We start from the raw sequence: 17074 nt of genomic DNA, 5'->3' as shown, positions 1-17074 counted from the left end.
CACCGTTTTCATTGCCTTTTGCCTTCGAGTGCCTCAGGCAACGGTATTGAGTAGTTCTATAGAAAATATGATATGGGGGCTGAGGTTCTCGATGCCACCGTTTAATTGATCGAGAGTTATTACCTTTTGCCTTCGAGAGCCTCAGGCAACGGTTAAAGTAGTTCTATAGTAAGTATGATATGGGGGCTGAGGTTCTCGAAGCCACCATTAATGAATAAATAGTATGAAAGGGTTTATGTATATTTTACTTTGTGCTGATGGTAGTTATTACACAGGGAGTACAACTGACTTGGAGAGAAGATTGGAACAGCATCAAAATGGTGAGGGGGCTAATCATACCAAAAAAAGATTGCCAATTTCGCTTTTATATTATGAAGAATATTCAAGAATAGACGAGGCTTTTTACAGAGAAAAACAAGTTCAGGGTTGGAGTAGGAAAAAGAAAGAAGCTTTAATTGAGGGTAAAAGTGATTTGTTGCCATTATTAGCAAAGGCTTATAGAGATTTAGATGAGATATGATAAAATTAGTGGCTTCGAGTGCCTCAGCCACCAATTTTTATGACCTTTTGCCTTCGAGTGCCTCAGGCAACGGTATGAAAATTTGATATGGGGGCTGAGGTTCTCGAAGCCACCATTCATTATAAAAAAAACGCTCAAGTTATCTCGAGCGTTTTTTTATTAATAATTTACATAATCTGTAATTTCTAAGCCGTAGCCGATCATTCCTACGCGTTTGGTAGGAGCGGTGCTGTTGGATAGTAATTCGATTTTGGTGATGTCTAAGTCGTGAAGGATTTGCGCTCCGATTCCGAAATCTTTGGTGTCCATTTTAATTTGTGGAGCACGCATTTCGCCTTGAGTTTGTAATACTTTTAATTCGGCAATACGATCTAGTAACTCTAAAGATTTTACTTCTTGATTAATAAAAACAATTGCACCTTTTTCGGCTTCGTTTATTTTACGGAAAACACTGTCTAGTTTTTTGTCGTTATCGCTAGTTAGCGTTCCTAAAATATCGTTATTTACTTGGGTTGTATTGATTCTGGTTAGTACAGGTTCTCCTGCATTCCAATTTCCTTTTGTTATGGCAATATGAACTTGTTTATTTGTTGTTTGAAGATAAGCTCGCATTCTAAAAGTTCCAAAACGCGTTTCGATATCAAAATCTTCTTTCTTTTGAATTAGACTATCATGCTGCATTCTGTAAGCCACTAAATCTTCAATAGAAACTAGTTTTAAGTCGAACTTTTTAGCCACTTCTACCAATTGCGGTAAACGTGCCATTGTTCCGTCTTCGTTCATAATTTCTACGATTACACCAGCTGGTTTAAATCCTGCTAAACGAGCAAAATCAATTGCAGCTTCTGTATGTCCGGTTCTTCTTAATACGCCTCCTTGTTTGGCAATTAAAGGAAAAATATGTCCAGGACGAGCTAAATCGTATGGTTTTGTTTCTGGATTAATTAAAGCTTGAATCGTTAAAGCTCTATCAGAAGCAGAAATTCCAGTAGAAACCCCTTTTCCTTTTAAGTCAACAGAAACGGTAAAAGCAGTTTCCATGTGATCCGTATTATTACGAACCATGGCATGTAAGTCTAATTCTTTACAACGAGATTCAGTTAGTGGTGCACAAATTAAACCTCTGCCGTGTGTTGCCATGAAATTAATCATTTCTGGCGTTACTTTTTCAGCAGCGGCTAAGAAGTCGCCTTCGTTTTCTCTGTCTTCATCATCTACTACTATGATTACTTTTCCTTGACGGATGTCTTCAATAGCTTCTTCAATTGTGTTTAGTTGTATGTTTTTTGACATGGTATTAGTTGTTGTCGTCGTTATTTTGTGTTATTTTATTGAAAAGTTTTATAAATGGATCTGTTATCCAATCAAAATTAATCATGATGCCAATATCGTTTGTAGCTCGATAGGTTAAAATTATAGCAAAAGGCGTCATTAGTATTGATGCCATCCAAGCTCCTAAGTAAGGAGGAATAGTATCTTGTTGTGCTAATTTACGCCCAAATGTGTTAATGAAATGGAAAGTGATAAAGATTAAAATAGCAAATACAATTGGTAATCCTAAACCACCTTTTCGGATTATTGCTCCAAGAGGTGCTCCAATAAAGAACATTAACAAACATGAGTAAGCAATTACAAATTTTTCATGAATGGCTAACCAGTGATTGTTGATGTTTTTGGTTTTTTCTTCTAAATCGGTCTTACTACTTTGAATGCTAAATTCGGTACTAGCGGCATTGCTTTTTGCCATATCTAGTATTTGTTTGCGTTCCATAGGCGTAAAAATACTTAATAAGTCTTTTTTAGGTGCCGCATTAGCAATTGGAGCCTTAGGCGTAACATTGGTAATGGCATTCTGATTTTTCTTTCTAAAAATATTATCACTGCGCATTACTACATTCTCTGCATACGACATTACATCTTTATTATAGCTTTTCTGTAAAGAATCTAATGTGTATGTTAATTCAGGAACAGTAAGCATTTTTTCAGAAGTAACGTTACCGTCATCAATTTCTGCTTGATTTAGCTTGGTTAAATCGATATTAATAACATATTTTTTAAAACTACTCTTAGCAAAAGGTAATCGTTTACGTTCTTCGAATTTTTTAGGATGAATATCTTCATAATAATAACCATCGTATAATTCTAATTGTAAATAATTGGAATCATCTTCACTGGTTAGTATTCCTTTTTTTGCTTTGATGATAGTATTAGCACCCAATCCCATGTTATTATTTTTAACATGCATGGTTACGTCTTCTAGGAATTCACCATTATCTCCCGATTTTTTACTCACTTTGATATTAGAAGTTCCAATGCTATTAAATTGTCCTTCAGCAATTGCCATGGCTGGTTTTTGTTGTACAATTGTTTTTCTAAGATTGATGAACTTATATTGCGCATCTGGAATTACATTATTCGCAAAAAAGAAAGAAACTAATGATAAAATTCCGATGGTAATCGTTAGCATTTTCATAGCGCGTTGTAATGAAATACCTGAGGATTTCATAGCGGCAAATTCATAATTTTCGGCAAAACTACCAAAGGTCATGATGGATGCTAACAATACCGAAAGCGGTAATACTAACGGAACAATAGTAGGAGCGTAGAAGGATAGGAATTTAATAATGGTAAAGAAGTCTAAATCTTTACCCGCCAATTCAGCAATGAAAAGCCAAATTCCTTGTAAAACGAATATAAAAAACAAGATTACAAATACCGAAGTAAATGTAATCATGAAAGATTTAATAATGTATTTATCTAATATTTTCACCCGAACGAAATTAGTCTAATTTATTGATGTAATAATTAGGATATTTTGATTTTGTAAAGGTAAAATGATTTTTTGATAATGGCTGATTTGTTTTAAAAGAATTAACAGTTAAAGTAGTTTTTGTTCCATTTTTGCCTACTTCAATTACTGTGTAGATGTGTTTTGTTTGTACATCAATCCCTACCAAGATTTCTTTGCGTTGGTCTTTGCTGCTATTTGGGGTTAATTTAATGTATTGAATTTTTCTTCCTTTTAGATTTTGAGGAATATCCCAAGCGTATTTGTAACCTGTATTAAAGAAGGTTAACATTTTGTTTGGTGTAATAGCGTTATCGTCGTTAGCATCAAAGTTAGCGATAGTAATTTCTTCATCTTCAGGAACAATAGTATATACTTTTTTTCCGTCGAAAATTTTGGTTACTCCCATGAAATTTAAGTTGTATAAATTTCCTTGAAGTGCCACATTTCCTTTGCTTTCTTGGTTGATGTTTTCTTTTGGATTGTTTAAAGTATATTTAAAGTCAATCACAATATTATCGTATGATTTTATTTTAGCAGATACTTCATCAAGTAATTCTTTTGCTTTTTTAGCATCTTGCGATTGAACAGAAAAACCGATAAGTAATGCAATTGCTACTTGTAAAAAACGTGTCATTTTAATTTTTGTTTTATTCATTGTTTAAAAAGTGTTCCAGAGCAACTAAATCAGGAATTAAAACGGAACGGGCTTTACTTCCTTCAAAAGGTCCAACAATACCAGCAGCTTCTAATTGGTCGATTAAACGACCGGCTCTATTGTAACCTAATTTTAATTTTCTTTGAATTAAAGAGGCACTTCCTTGTTGTGCAGTTACAATTACTTCTGCTGCTTCTCTAAACAAAGAATCTCTTTCAGATATGTCAATATCAAGTTTTATGCCACTTTCTTCACCTACATATTCTGGCAGTAAATACGCTTCAGGATAGGCTTTTTGTGCTCCAATGAAATCACAAATTTTATCTACTTCTGGTGTATCTACAAAAGCACATTGTACTCTGACGATTTCGTTTCCTTGTGTATATAGTAAATCGCCTCGTCCAATTAATTGATCTGCACCACCTGAATCTAAAATGGTTCTAGAATCGATTTTAGAAGTTACTCTAAACGCAATACGTGCTGGGAAATTCGCTTTAATCATCCCAGTAATTACGTTTACCGACGGACGTTGTGTTGCAATAATTAAGTGAATACCAATAGCACGCGCTAACTGAGCTAAACGCGCAATTGGTGTTTCTACTTCTTTACCCGCTGTCATAATTAAATCGGCAAACTCGTCTACAACTAATACTATATACGGTAAAAAGCGGTGACCGTTTTCAGGATTTAATTTGCGGTTTCTGAATTTCTCGTTGTATTCTTTGATGTTACGCACCATCGCATCTTTTAATAAAGAATAGCGGTTGTCCATTTCGATACACAACGAATTCAACGTGTTGATTACTTTGGTATTATCGGTAATAATAGCATCGCCACCATCAGGAAGTTTTGCTAAATAATGACGTTCAATTTTATTGAATAATGTTAATTCTACTTTCTTTGGATCCACCAAAACAAATTTTACTTCGGCTGGATGTTTTTTGTAAAGAAGCGAAGTTAACACGGCATTCAATCCTACCGATTTTCCTTGACCTGTAGCACCTGCCATCAATAAGTGAGGCATTTTAGCTAAATCCACGACAAAGGTTTCGTTAGAAATGGTTTTTCCTAATGCGATAGGTAGTTCCATTTCGGCAGTTTGGAATTTCGGTGATGCAATCACACTCTTCATCGAAACCATTGTTGGATTGTTGTTAGGTACTTCAATACCAATAGTTCCTTTTCCTGGAATTGGCGCAATAATACGAATTCCTAAAGCAGCTAAAGACAAAGCAATATCGTCTTCTAAGTTTTTAATTTTTGAGATACGAATACCTGCTTCTGGAACAATTTCATATAAAGTAACCGTTGGACCAACAGTCGCTTTAATTTGAGAAATTCCAATGCTGTAATTTTTTAAGGTATCAACAATTTTATTTTTGTTTTCTTCTAATTCGGCTTGGTTAATGGTAATTCCGCCAGAAGAATATTCTTTTAATAAATCGATAGGAGGGAATTGGTAATTGGATAATTCCAATGTTGGGTCAAAAAGCCCAAAATCTTGTACCAATTTTGCTGCTAAATTTTCTTCTACGATTTCCTCTTCTTCTACTTTTTCGATAACAAAAGCGTCTTCATTCACGAAATCTTCTTTCGGAATGCTTCTGTCTTCGATTGAAAAATTAGTTACTTCTGGAGTTTCAACTTTTGGTTTTGGGTCTAAAGTTAATTCCGATGCTGAAGCAATTGTTGGTTTTAAAGCTTCTTTATTGATTTCGAAATTAGAAGGATAGGTTTTCAATTCGAAATTCCCCATTTCTTCTTCGTCTTCGGTTAAGATGAAATCATCTTTTCTATTGGACGGAGTTGTTATTGGTAAATCGGTATTGATTTCTTCTTCTTCTTCAATTTCTTTGTCTGCCTCATCGGTTACTGGAACTATTGTGTTTGCGGCAGCAATATCTTCGTTTAGTTCTGCTTGTGGTTTTTCAAAAACTTTAGTAAAACTTTCAGGTGACATTTTGATTTTGAAAATCAAGAAAAGTACAATTCCGAATAAAAGCACTAATAAAGTTCCTGTTTTTCCGATATAATCCTGAATGAAAAGATTCATTTCGTAACCTACTGTTCCTCCCAATTGTGGAATATATTCCCAGAAAAACCCTAGAATAATAGAAATAAAAATTATCAGATAAAAATCCCAGAAAAAGCTTTTCTTTAATTTCGATAGCGCCATGTCTAATACTAAGTAAGCTCCCATTAAAAAAAGGATTCTCACAAAAATAAAAGATGCGACACCAAATCCATTGTAAAGGAAAAAGTTGGCTAAATACGCTCCAAATTTACCTAACCAGTTATCCGCTTTAGCATTTCTATTGGCTAATTCGGAAACGATATTCTGATCATTATTTCCAGTAATGAAGTAAGAAATAAAGGAAAGCAATAAAGCTATAGAAAAGAAAATCAATAAAATACCGAAAATAAATTTCTGTTGACGACTTAAGCGCCAAGAGAATTTTTCTTTGGTTTCGGTAGGAGAATTTACGGAATCTTTACTTGTTTTTTTGGCCATGTAAACGGATCAATTTTTACAAAAGTAGCTAAATTAAAACAAATATGGAAAATAAATAATACATCCGATTGCAATAGCAGTTAAGGCAGCAAAAAAAACAGCTCCAGCTGCAATATCTTTAATAAAACCAATGCGTTCATGAAAATCGGGATGTACGAAATCAGCTATTTTTTCGACTGCAGTATTTAACCCTTCTATACTTAGTACTAAACCAAATACTAGAATTTGCATCATCCATTCAACACGATCAATTCCAAAGTAGAATCCTGCAATTGTCATAAGTACCGCCAATGAAGACTGCACCATAACACTGTGCTCTGTTGTAATTAATTTGATGGCACCTTTTACGGCAAATCCAATGCTTTTTAATCGGCCCGTAAAAAGGGTTTCGTCTTTTTCGAATTTCATGTTATTCTTTTAAATTAAAAAACTGTCCTAAAATTGAAAATAAAATTTTAGGACAGTTTTATTTTTTATAGTACTGCTAAAGCAGCTTCGTAATTTGGCTCGTCAGCAATTTCTTTTACTTGTTCTGTGTGAAGAATTGTTCCGTTTTCGTCTAAAACAATAACCACACGAGAATGTAAACCTGCTAAAGGACCATCAGTGATTTCTAAACCATAGTTTTTTCCAAAACCACCGTCTTTAAAGTCTGATAAGTTAATTACGTTTTCTAAACCTTCAGCACCGCAAAAACGTTTTTGAGCAAAAGGTAAATCTCTAGAAATACATAATACTTTAGTGTTTGCTAAAGCACTAGCTTTTTCATTAAACTTTCTAACCGAAGCCGCACAAGTTCCAGTATCAACACTTGGAAAAATGTTTAATACTACTTTTGAACCAGCGAAATCTGCTAATGAAGCAGTTCCTAAGTCGGTTTTTACTAAATTAAAATCAGTAGCTTTTGAACCTACTGCTGGCAATTCGCCATTTGTGTGAACAGGATTTCCTCCTAATGTAATTGATGCCATACCTAATTTTTTTTGAATAACAAAAGTAAAGAATAATTGGTTAAAGTTATACTTATCCTTTGCTTAAGATTATTTTTTTTTAGTTTTTTAAAACCAAGATTTTGTTTTCAGCGTAAATGCCATTATAAAACTTAAAAAAAATATAATATGAAAACGAACAAATTTTTTGCTACTGCAGTTGTAGCTTTCGGATTATTAGTTGGAACAACTTCTTTTGCTCAAATGAAAGAAAAAACGGTTGAAGTAGGAGGTGCTCCTATGTATCCAAGTAAAAACATTGTAGAAAATGCGGTTAACTCAAAAGACCATACTACATTAGTAGCAGCTGTTAAAGCGGCAGGATTGGTTGATGTTTTAATGTCTGATGGCCCATTCACTGTTTTTGCCCCAACCAATGCTGCGTTTGCTAAATTACCTGCAGGAACAGTTGAAACCTTGTTAAAACCAGAAAATTTAAAAACGTTACAAACTATTTTAACGTATCATGTTGTAGCAGGAAAAATGAATGCTAAAGATATTGATGCTGCTATTAAAAAAGGAAACGGAAAAGCTACTTTAAAAACAGTTAGTGGTGGTACATTAACAGCTTGGATGAAAGGTAAAGACTTATATATTACTGACGAAAATGGAAATAGTGCAAAAGTCACTATTGCCGATGTAAATCAAAAAAATGGAGTTATTCACGTAGTGGATACTGTTGTAACTCCTAAGTCATAATTCTCAAAATGTTTAGTTTAGTTGGTTAAACAAAAAGCTCTGAATGAAAGTTCAGAGCTTTTTTATTTATCGTTGTAACCAATTTTTAAAATCAAAGAAGTTTTGAGGTGCTACACCATGACCGACAGGATATTCGTGATATTCGACTTCTAGACCTAAATTTTCTAAAGCTGGTTTTGCTTTTCGTGCCCAATCTACTGGAATGACTTGGTCAACTGAACCATGAGAAACGAAGAATTTTAGATGTGAAATGGCTTTAGTATCAATAACTTCTGGCATAATTTCTTGATTGAAATAACCGCTCAAAGCGACTACTTTAGCCACTTTTTCAGGATAGGTTAGGGCAGTAGCATAACTTAAAATAGCACCTTGACTGAAGCCAATTAAGGTTACATTTTTAGCATCGATAGGATATTGTTTTACTACTTCCTCAATAAAACCAGCAATTAGTTCTACCGATTGTTTAGCTTGTACATTATCGGAAAATTTATTTTCATCGGCATCAAAATGAATGGCATACCAAGCGTGACCGTAAGGTTGTAAATCATAAGGCGCACGTACTGAAATCACATAACTATCATTTGGTAATTCGCTAGCAAAGGAAAATAAATCTTCTTCGTTGCTTCCATAACCGTGTAATAATAGTAGTAATGGATTTTTATCGTGTTTGATTTTTGGTTCTTGAATTAAGTAGTATAAGTTCATTTTGAATAAAATGGTTAAAAATTTAGGTGTTTAAAGCTTAAAAGGATTTGAAAAGTTTTTGATAGATTTCTCCTAAAAAAGGGACTATTTTCATTTCACCATTCAAACAATTGATAAAACCATAAATCCATAGTATGAAAATAAATATCCAAAATGAAGCAGAAACCATCCAGTTATCAAAATACCCAACAGGATATCCTAGTAAAAAGAAAGTTAAGAAAATACCTAATGCTTGTCTTATGTGAAAACTAGCAAATTCACTGCGATTTTCTTCTTGGTTCATAAATATGGCAATTATTGCCCCTATAATTGTTAAATAGCTAACAATTGCTGTGTTTTTACCTTTTTTAATATCGTTCATAATCCTAAAATTATCAATTGTTAATTGTTCATTATTAATTGTCCATTATTATAAATTCCGATGGCTTTTCCCTTCATTTTTTGTCCTAAGAAAGCCGAATTTTTAGATTTAGAAAGGATGTTTTCTTTTCCAAATGTCCAATTTTCTTCTGTAGTGAAAAGCGAAATATCAGCTTTATTTTCGGTTTTTATTGAAGGGTTTTCTATTTTGAAAACCAGTTTGTTAGCGTTTAATTTTTCAACTACAACTTCAAGTGGTAAAATGGTTAGTAAAGCACCAAAAGCACTCTCTAAACCGATGGTTCCATCCTTCGCTAAATCAAATTCTAGTTTCTTGTGTTCGATGTCTAACGGATTATGGTCTGAAGTGATGCAATCAATCGTTCCATCTAAAACTGCTTCTACTAAAGCTTTTTTGGTTGCTTCTTCGCGTAATGGAGGCAATACTTTGAATCGCGTGTCGAAACCCATTAACATTTCGTCGTTTAAGACTAAATTATGAACGGCAACGCTACAAGTTACTTGTAATCCTTTCGCTTTTGCTTCTTTGATTAATTTGATGCTTCCTTGCGTTGAAATGGTTGGGATATGTAATTTTCCGCCTGTGTATTCTAATAAAAATAAGTTGCGAGCGACTTGCAATTCTTCTGCTAAAGCAGGAATTCCTTTCATACCAAGTTTTGTACTTACTACACCTTCATTAGCAATTCCGATTCCTTTTAAAGTACTATCTTGACAAAAAGCAATCAACATGCCGTTGAAATCTTGAACGTATTGCAAAGCAATTTTTTGAAGATTAGCGTTTTGTAAAGCTTTTTTATAATCACCAAAAGCGATTGCTCCAGCGTTTTTCATGTCGAATAATTCCGCTAAATCCGTTCCTTCGCTACCTTTCGTTAAAGCGCCGATGGGATATAAAGTTGTTGCTTGATTTTTTGCTCTGTCCAACACAAATCGTACATGCGCTTGATTATCGATTGTTGGATTTGAGTTTGGTTGTAAAGCTACCGCAGTAAATCCGCTTTTAGCTGCGACTTTTAGTCCGTTTTCTATGGTTTCGCGGTCTTCGTAGCCTGGCTCTCCAAAGGAAACCGAGCTATCCATCCAACCTTTAGAAACGTGTAAGTTTGGAATATTTACCACTTCAAACCCAGAAGTAGCAGAAATTTCTTTTTCTATTTGAGTTATCGTTCCGTTTTCAATTTTAATGTCCATCACTTGGTTGTGAAACGGACTTGAAGCGTCGATAATTTTGGCTTGTTTTAGAATAACTTGCGTCATTTTACAAATTTTTGGATTAGTAGTTCTGTTATTAAAAATAGTAGTGTTGCGATGATAAACCATTTCCAAATTTCGTTGCTTGTGCGTTCGGAAGCAATGTCATTTAAAACGGTTGATATGTTGTTTACTTTATTGAAATTCTCAAAATTGGCAGTCGAAACTTGCGTTAAATCGCTTTCCGTTCTTGGATAGTTGAAGCTGATTTTCTTTAACGAATTGTTAGCTTTGATAACATCAAAATTCCCTGCTTCTTCAGGATAATCACCAAATGACAGTTTACATTTGGTATTCAAAATTTGTTGCATCGGAATGAAACTGTAGCCTTCTTTTTGCACTGAAACTACTTCGTCTTTGGCTAAAATCGTTTCTAAAATAAGGTTTTCGTTTTCTCCAATGGTGTAAGCGTTAATTCCCGTTTTGCCTTGATTTTGTCCCATGTTGTAAAAGGTAGGAACAATCAATGGTGCATTTTGGAAGTTACTGTTTTGCTTGTTTACCGGAGCTGAAAAAGCGTAAAACGTTCCCAATCGATTGGTAGTCGAACCTACGAAAACTGAATTGTCTTCGTATTGTAAAATATTCGTTATTCCTGATAAAATGAAACTTTCTTTTACATTTGGATATTGGAAATTACTTACTTTTTTCTCAAAAACTGTTTGGTACAGCGGATGATTAAAGTTGATTTTCGTGATTTGTTTTCCAGAAGTTGAAAGTTGGGAATAATTGAATCCACCAAAGTTTTTCGCAAAAGCATTTAATAGAGATGGCGTGTTTTTTGCATTCGGAATCAAAACTATATTGCCGCCTTTTTCATAGAAGGATTTTAACGTTGTTCCTAATGCAACAGGCAAATCTTCTAATTCATTTAACACAATCGCATCTTGATTTTCAATTTGATTGTAATCTAAAGTAGCCAATTCCGTGCTTTGAAAATTGAATTCATCAGCCGTGAAAATGCGACTTAAAAAATTATTTTTATCAGAATTTCCGATTGCAATTACATTCGCTTTTTCTGGTTTTGAAATGCTTAAATAGTAATCGTTGTCGTAGCTTAAGCTGTTATCTTCTATACTGATGTTGCCGTGAAAATCGTTTTTTGGAATGGTGATTGCAATTTCTGTCTTTTGATTTTCAAATTTTGCGATGGTTTTAGCAATTGCTTTGTTGTTACTGAAAACAGAAAGTGGGACTTCATTTTCGGTTTCTCCAAAAGCTTGAAGCGTGATTTTCAATTCGTAAAACTGATCCAAAACTTGTGAAATCGCCACCTTATCAATGCTGATGTTGGTTTTGTTTTGCGCTTCAGGTTGGATGAAATACACGACATTATTTTCTGCTAAATCCAGTGTTTTTTTACTTTCGAATTGAATCGCATCGGTAATAATAACGTAGTCTTTCTTGGTGTTTTTCTTTTTGGTTTCGACCTGATTAATCAAGTAATCCAACTGAAACGGCATCGCCGAATACTTTAAATTCTGTAATTCTTTTTGAATGGATTTGATATCGGTGTCCCAAAAAACTTCTGAATTTGTAAGTAAGGAAAATTGTTGGTTTTCGGGTAATTCTTCTAATAAGTCTTGAATGCTTCGTTTGAGTAATTCGCCTTTTGCGCCTTTGGCTTGCATCGAAAACGAGTTGTCTAATAAAATGATGAGTTCGTTTCCCTTGTTTGTAGTGTCTTTGGCGTCAAAAAAAGGTTGGGCAAAAGCTAAAATTAAACAAGTTAATAACAATAAACGTGTTGCTAATAACAACCATTTCTTGATTTTAGAACTTTTTCGAGTTTGAATTTGAAGTTCTTTTAGGAGTTTTACGTTAGTAAAATATTCTTTTTTAAAACGACGTAATTGAAATAAATGCACCAAAATTGGTATAACCAACAGAAAAAGGAAGTAGAGAATTTCTGGATGTTTGAACTGCATTTATTATTAGAATTTGTCAAAAGTACGAAATTCAATTTAGATTACTATAGATATTTGAGTCATTTTTTTGGAACGCGGATGACACGGATTTGAGAAATTTAGACGGATTTTTTACTGTAATAGTTTAAAAAATGTGATTCCACTATCGTCACTTCGAGTGTTTTTTATAAAATTGCCTGAGCTATTTTATAAAAAATGTATCGAGAACTAATGGAATGAAATCGTTTCAACAGTTCTCGATACAATTTTTAAAAGTAAAAATTAGCATTTTTTCTTTTAAAAATCACTCGAAGTGACGTTGGTGTTATATCGTTTCTATAGTTCTCGATACAATTTTAGGTTTCAAAAACTAGCGTTTTTAAAACCTAAAATTACTCGAAGTGACGTAGTGTTATATCTAGAACTAATGAAAACTATTATTTCTCAAATCTTTTCTTAGCAAGATTTGGAAGTTCATCGTAGTCACCATTTATTAAAGCTTCTTTTTTTGCTCTTGACCATTTTTTGATTTGTTTCTCTTTGTCAATTGCGAATCCAATATTGGTGAATTCTGCATAGAAAACTAATTCCACCGGTCTTCTTGAAGCGGTGTAACAATCTGGAAAGTATGCTGAATCATGTTGGTACATGCGTTGTTCTAAATTGCTTGTTACTCCTGTGTAGTAGGAATCATCTGCGCATTTTAGTATGTAGACGTATGAGATTTACATTTGGTAAAAATAGAAAAAGTTTTCAGTAGTTCTCGATACAATTTTCAAAAGCAAAAATTAGCATTATTCCTTTTAAAAATCACTCGAAGTGACGGTGGAGTTTTATCGTTTCTATAGTTCTCGATACAATTTTAGATTATAAAATCTTTGGCTTTTATAATCTAAAATCACTCGAAGTGACGGAAGTGGAATTTTGAGTTCTTAAGACTACCTCTTCTTTTTCTTCTCCGCGCGTTTTCTTTCCACAGCTCGGTTTCTGGATTCGGTTTTTCTTGGAGTACGTTTTCCTGGACCGCCTAGGTTGACTTTTTTGTTTTTGTCTTTCTTTTGATGGAAGGCATCACCACCTTCTTTTTTAGGCGTTTTTAGTAAGAACTTCATTTTTTTCTTTTCCTTTTCAAAGTCTAAATATCGTTCTTCTATTTTTAAATCTTCAGGAATAGGAAGTTCTTTAATTTCGGTATTCATTAATAATTCGACCTCAATTTTTGGTTCAACTTCGCTTGGAGAAATCAAACTTATAGCAACACCCGTTTTATCTGCACGACCGGTTCTACCGATACGGTGCATGTATTTCTCTGGTTCTTCGGTAAATTGTAAGTTGATAACGTGTGTAATATCCGAAATATCTAATCCACGCGCCATAATATCAGTAGTAACCAAACCTCTTAATTCGCCCGCTTGAAAAGCAGCCATCGTATTCAAACGATAATTTTGCGATTTGTTCGAGTGAATGACACCAAATTGCTCTGGAAATTCGCTTTCTAAAGTTTCTGAAACTAATTCTACGATACGTTTGTTGTTGACGAAAATCAATACACGATCCATTCCTTCAGTTTCACGAACCAAATGTTTCAATAGGTTCAATTTGGTCAAGAAATTCGGAACTTGATATACAATTTGTTCAATTTGTTCTAACGGAGTTCCGCTTTGAGCCAAAGATACTTCTTCAGGAAATTCGAAATATTCATCTAACATGGCATCTACTTCTTCGGTCATGGTTGCCGAGAATAAGATGTTTTGTTTTTTTCCACGCATCATGGTTAAAATGGAAGTCAATTGCGCACGGAAACCTAAATTTAAGATTTCATCGAACTCATCAATCACTAATTTTTGTAGCGAGTCAAAACGTAAAACACCGTCAAGTGCTAAATCCATAACACGACCTGGTGTTCCGACTAAAATATCGACACCTTCTGCTAGTGCTTTTCTTTGTGTATTGATGTTCACACCTCCATAGATACCAAGTGTTCGCACACTCATGTATTTGGTAAGTTTTTCAACTTCTTCTGCTACTTGCACTACTAATTCACGCGTTGGAACTAAAATAACTACTCTTGGTGATTCGTTATTTTGAAATTTCCATTGTTTTAGGATAGGTAATAAGTAGGCGAAGGTTTTACCCGTTCCGGTTTGTGCAATTCCCATTACATCTCTTCCTGATAGAATTACAGAATGCGATTTTTCTTGAATAGGTGTAGGGTGAACAAAACCTAGTTCGTCTAATGCTTTTTGTAATGATTTTGGTAAATCGAAATCTTGGAACGTTTTCATAAAGGGTATTAAATTTGTGCAAAGGTACATAAACTTTTTGGAATGGTATTTGTGCCATGCAACAGGAGTAAAGAAGTTGTATTTCCTTAATTTTATTACTACTTTCGATTTTTAAACAATAATTTCGTCGAAGTTTAGTTTTTACTCCAGCTATGAAATTGAAACTTTTTCTTTTTTTATGTATTTGTGTTATTTCCTGGAAAGGAAAGGCGCAAACTATTGAAAAAGAAGGTGATAGTGTTTCAATTTATCACGATATCAATGATTTATCTAAGAAAAGTAAGTTTTCTCGTTTTGTTTATAAATTGGTTTTTAAAGAATCGGCACTAAAAGCAGAAAATTTGGTTCCTTTCAAACCAAAAAAGAAAAAGAAAATAGTTAGCGCACATCAAGAAGGGAGAGTTATTCGCAATATTAGCATTGAAACTTTAGATCCCTTTGGATATTCGCTAACGAATGAAAAAAAAGCACCTAAACGAAAGCTAGAAAATTTTGGAAATGCCGTTCACATAAAAACAAAAGAGATTACCATTCGTAATATTATGCTTTTTAAAAAGAATGATAAATTAGACTCTAAGTTGTTGTTAGAATCTGAACGTCTGATACGAAGTCAACGTTATATACGAGAAGTGGTAATTGTTCCTGTTGATATTCCTAATAGCAAAGATTCTATTGATATTAAAATTAGAGTTTTAGATTCATGGACTTTAATTCCAACAGGAAGTTTATCTTCTTCTGAAAGTAGTGTCAAGTTAACCGAACGGAATATTTTAGGTTTTGGACATTTGATAAGTGGAAATATTAAAAACCGATTTGATACTAAAGAAAGAGCGGTTTATGCTCAGTATTCTATCAATAATATTAAGAATACCTATTTCCGTTTTGATTTGGATTATGCGAATGAATTCAATAATGATAGTAAACGAAGTGTCAACATCAATCGACCATTTTATTCTGTAATCACTAAAAATGCAGGAGGTTTTTATTTTGAAAATAGATTACGAACGGAGCAATTTCCGGTTTTAGATACGATTTCATTACAAAAAGTATCGTATGATTTTCAAGAATATTGGTATGGTAGAGCGTTTAAAATTAATTCAAAATCAAATCCGGAACGTTATTTTACCAATATGATTTTGGCTTTAACTTACAATCAAAAAGTATTTGGAAGATTGCCAGAACCTACCTTAGATCCGTCAAATTATTTTTCAAATGAAAAGAATTGGATTGGAATGATTGGAGTTTCAAGGCAAAAGTTCTATCAAGATACGTTTGTTTTCAATTATAATATTACGGAGGATATTCCGTACGGAGAAAATATTGCTTTAATCATTGGGCATCAAGAAAAAAATAGTAATTCTCGAATGTATACGGGTTTGAGTGTTTCTTATGGAAAAAAATGTTCATTTGGATATGCCAGCGGTTTTGCAGAATGGGGCAGTTTTTACGATGCTGGATTAACTGAACAAACTACTTTTAAGATGGGATTGAATTATTTTAGTCCATTACTTTCTTGGGGAAAATGGCATTTTAGGCAATTTGTGAAACCTACTTATGTTTGGGGAAATAATCGAGATGAATCGTTTAAGGATCGTTTAAATTTGCTTGAAGCAGATGGTTTGCCAGGATTTAATAATCGTTTGAACGGCACACAAAAATGGACTGTTTCTTTTCAAACACAATCGTATATTCCGGGCAGTTGGTATGGTTTCCGATTTAGTCCGTATTTCAACACGACGCTTGGTTCTTTGGCAAACGAAAAAGCTTTGTTTTCGAGTAAAGTATATTCGAAATTTAGTATTGGTGCTTTAATTAATAATGACTTTTTAGTGTTTAATAGTTTCCAAATTTCCTTCTCTTATTATCCAACCATTCCTTTTGAAGGTGATGGAATCAATAAGTTTAATTCCTTTGAAAATACGAATTTATCATTATATGATTTTCAATTGTCAAAACCGGCTTACATTCGATATGAATAGTTTTTTTGTTTCAGGTTTCAAGTTTCAGGTTTTTGGAACACAGATTGTTGAAATGGGAGTAATCTTCAAAATCTTTTATGAACTTAATTAAACTTAACGATACACTTTTTCCTTATATGACTCCTATGTTTGCAAAGTTAATTTATAAGTTGTTATGATTTTTAAATTTGCATTAATAAAGTGAAAAGAGATGAGAGTAAGTTAAATGACAAATAGCTCTATGAAGCACATTGAATATAAGAAATTACCTCATTTCTTTTTATCTTTTAGAGTCTGAACAGAATGTAAGGAATTAAGAGAATCTTAATATCCAGAATATCCAATCAGGAGAAAAGACGGAGGAAGATTCATCACTTTATGATTAAATTTTAAACAAAAGTAATGATGAGAAAAGTAG

The 17074-nt window shown here is 33.4% G+C and carries 15 protein-coding genes; 3 read left to right on the top strand and 12 right to left on the bottom strand.

From position 1 onward, the window contains the following. The first annotated feature begins 223 nt into the window (after positions 1 to 223). On the top strand, positions 224 to 520 hold the full coding sequence (locus BP92_RS0114720; protein ID WP_026726731.1) for a GIY-YIG nuclease family protein: 297 nt from the start codon (positions 224 to 226) through the stop codon (positions 518 to 520). 159 nt (positions 521 to 679) lie between these two features. Here BP92_RS0114720 and ribB read toward each other — a convergent pair whose 3' ends face one another. From ribB to tpx, 6 genes are all read right to left on the bottom strand, one after another. Beyond that, entirely contained in the window at positions 680 to 1813 is a 1134-nt protein-coding gene (gene ribB, locus BP92_RS0114715; RefSeq protein WP_026726730.1) for a 3,4-dihydroxy-2-butanone-4-phosphate synthase, read from the bottom strand. A 4-nt stretch (positions 1814 to 1817) separates the two neighbouring features. Next, a complete protein-coding gene (locus BP92_RS0114710; RefSeq protein WP_026726729.1) occupies positions 1818 to 3290 on the bottom strand; it encodes an LptF/LptG family permease in 1473 nt (490 codons plus the stop codon). Positions 3291 to 3300: 10 nt separating this feature from the next. Further along, on the bottom strand, positions 3301 to 3945 hold the full coding sequence (locus BP92_RS0114705; protein ID WP_162833741.1) for a LolA family protein: 645 nt from the start codon (positions 3943 to 3945) through the stop codon (positions 3301 to 3303). 13 nt (positions 3946 to 3958) lie between these two features. Further along, entirely contained in the window at positions 3959 to 6478 is a 2520-nt protein-coding gene (locus tag BP92_RS0114700) for a DNA translocase FtsK (protein ID WP_026726727.1), read from the bottom strand. Between the two features lie 33 nt (positions 6479 to 6511). Then, entirely contained in the window at positions 6512 to 6886 is a 375-nt protein-coding gene (locus BP92_RS0114695) for a diacylglycerol kinase (RefSeq protein ID WP_026726726.1), read from the bottom strand. Positions 6887 to 6951: 65 nt separating this feature from the next. Beyond that, positions 6952 to 7449: a thiol peroxidase gene (gene tpx, locus BP92_RS0114690; protein ID WP_026726725.1), complete on the bottom strand. Its 498-nt coding sequence runs from the start codon at positions 7447 to 7449 to the stop codon at positions 6952 to 6954. A gap of 147 nt (positions 7450 to 7596) precedes the next feature. On the opposite strand from tpx, the gene BP92_RS0114685 reads away from it, so the two are divergent. Further along, positions 7597 to 8166: a fasciclin domain-containing protein gene (locus tag BP92_RS0114685; RefSeq protein WP_026726724.1), complete on the top strand. Its 570-nt coding sequence runs from the start codon at positions 7597 to 7599 to the stop codon at positions 8164 to 8166. A gap of 66 nt (positions 8167 to 8232) precedes the next feature. Here the strand turns inward: BP92_RS0114685 and BP92_RS0114680 are convergent, their stop codons facing one another. The 6 genes from BP92_RS0114680 to BP92_RS0114655 form a co-directional block, all read right to left on the bottom strand. Then, positions 8233 to 8871 carry an alpha/beta hydrolase gene (locus tag BP92_RS0114680; RefSeq protein WP_026726723.1) on the bottom strand — a complete coding sequence of 213 codons (639 nt, stop codon included), beginning with the start codon at positions 8869 to 8871 and terminating at the stop codon, positions 8233 to 8235. 37 nt (positions 8872 to 8908) lie between these two features. Continuing rightward, positions 8909 to 9232, bottom strand: coding sequence for a DUF4870 domain-containing protein (locus tag BP92_RS0114675; protein WP_051604501.1), 324 nt, complete (start codon positions 9230 to 9232; stop codon positions 8909 to 8911). A gap of 20 nt (positions 9233 to 9252) precedes the next feature. Then, entirely contained in the window at positions 9253 to 10512 is a 1260-nt protein-coding gene (locus BP92_RS0114670; RefSeq protein WP_026726721.1) for a dihydroorotase, read from the bottom strand. After that, on the bottom strand, positions 10509 to 12434 hold the full coding sequence (locus BP92_RS0114665) for a vWA domain-containing protein (protein WP_026726720.1): 1926 nt from the start codon (positions 12432 to 12434) through the stop codon (positions 10509 to 10511). Before BP92_RS0114665 ends, BP92_RS0114670 begins: the two co-directional genes overlap by 4 nt. Before the next feature lie 416 nt (positions 12435 to 12850). After that, a complete protein-coding gene (locus BP92_RS0114660; RefSeq protein ID WP_245598390.1) occupies positions 12851 to 13138 on the bottom strand; it encodes a GIY-YIG nuclease family protein in 288 nt (95 codons plus the stop codon). A gap of 213 nt (positions 13139 to 13351) precedes the next feature. Then, positions 13352 to 14698: a DEAD/DEAH box helicase gene (locus BP92_RS0114655; protein WP_026726718.1), complete on the bottom strand. Its 1347-nt coding sequence runs from the start codon at positions 14696 to 14698 to the stop codon at positions 13352 to 13354. 152 nt (positions 14699 to 14850) lie between these two features. Between BP92_RS0114655 and BP92_RS0114650 the strand changes: the two genes are divergently transcribed. Further along, positions 14851 to 16677, top strand: coding sequence for a hypothetical protein (locus BP92_RS0114650; RefSeq protein ID WP_026726717.1), 1827 nt, complete (start codon positions 14851 to 14853; stop codon positions 16675 to 16677). Positions 16678 to 17074: the final 397 nt, after the last annotated feature.

The organism is Flavobacterium sasangense DSM 21067, assembly GCF_000686885.1.
GTDB lineage: Bacteria > Bacteroidota > Bacteroidia > Flavobacteriales > Flavobacteriaceae > Flavobacterium > Flavobacterium sasangense.
This window is presented reverse-complemented; position numbering and strand designations above follow the sequence as displayed.

Bases quoted from the DNA above. Each gene is read 5' to 3' on its own strand.
- tpx (WP_026726725.1), bottom strand. From the start codon at position 7,449: ATGGCATCAATTACATTAGGAGGAAATCCTGTTCACACAAATGGCGAA.
- BP92_RS0114695 (WP_026726726.1), bottom strand. From the start codon at position 6,886: ATGAAATTCGAAAAAGACGAAACCCTTTTTACGGGCCGATTAAAAAGC.
- BP92_RS0114665 (WP_026726720.1), bottom strand. From the start codon at position 12,434: ATGCAGTTCAAACATCCAGAAATTCTCTACTTCCTTTTTCTGTTGGTT.
- BP92_RS0114655 (WP_026726718.1), bottom strand. From the start codon at position 14,698: ATGAAAACGTTCCAAGATTTCGATTTACCAAAATCATTACAAAAAGCA.
- BP92_RS0114650 (WP_026726717.1), top strand. From the start codon at position 14,851: ATGAAATTGAAACTTTTTCTTTTTTTATGTATTTGTGTTATTTCCTGG.
- BP92_RS0114680 (WP_026726723.1), bottom strand. From the start codon at position 8,871: ATGAACTTATACTACTTAATTCAAGAACCAAAAATCAAACACGATAAA.
- BP92_RS0114700 (WP_026726727.1), bottom strand. From the start codon at position 6,478: ATGGCCAAAAAAACAAGTAAAGATTCCGTAAATTCTCCTACCGAAACC.
- BP92_RS0114705 (WP_162833741.1), bottom strand. From the start codon at position 3,945: ATGACACGTTTTTTACAAGTAGCAATTGCATTACTTATCGGTTTTTCT.
- BP92_RS0114670 (WP_026726721.1), bottom strand. From the start codon at position 10,512: ATGACGCAAGTTATTCTAAAACAAGCCAAAATTATCGACGCTTCAAGT.
- BP92_RS0114675 (WP_051604501.1), bottom strand. From the start codon at position 9,232: ATGAACGATATTAAAAAAGGTAAAAACACAGCAATTGTTAGCTATTTA.
- ribB (WP_026726730.1), bottom strand. From the start codon at position 1,813: ATGTCAAAAAACATACAACTAAACACAATTGAAGAAGCTATTGAAGAC.
- BP92_RS0114685 (WP_026726724.1), top strand. From the start codon at position 7,597: ATGAAAACGAACAAATTTTTTGCTACTGCAGTTGTAGCTTTCGGATTA.
- BP92_RS0114720 (WP_026726731.1), top strand. From the start codon at position 224: ATGAAAGGGTTTATGTATATTTTACTTTGTGCTGATGGTAGTTATTAC.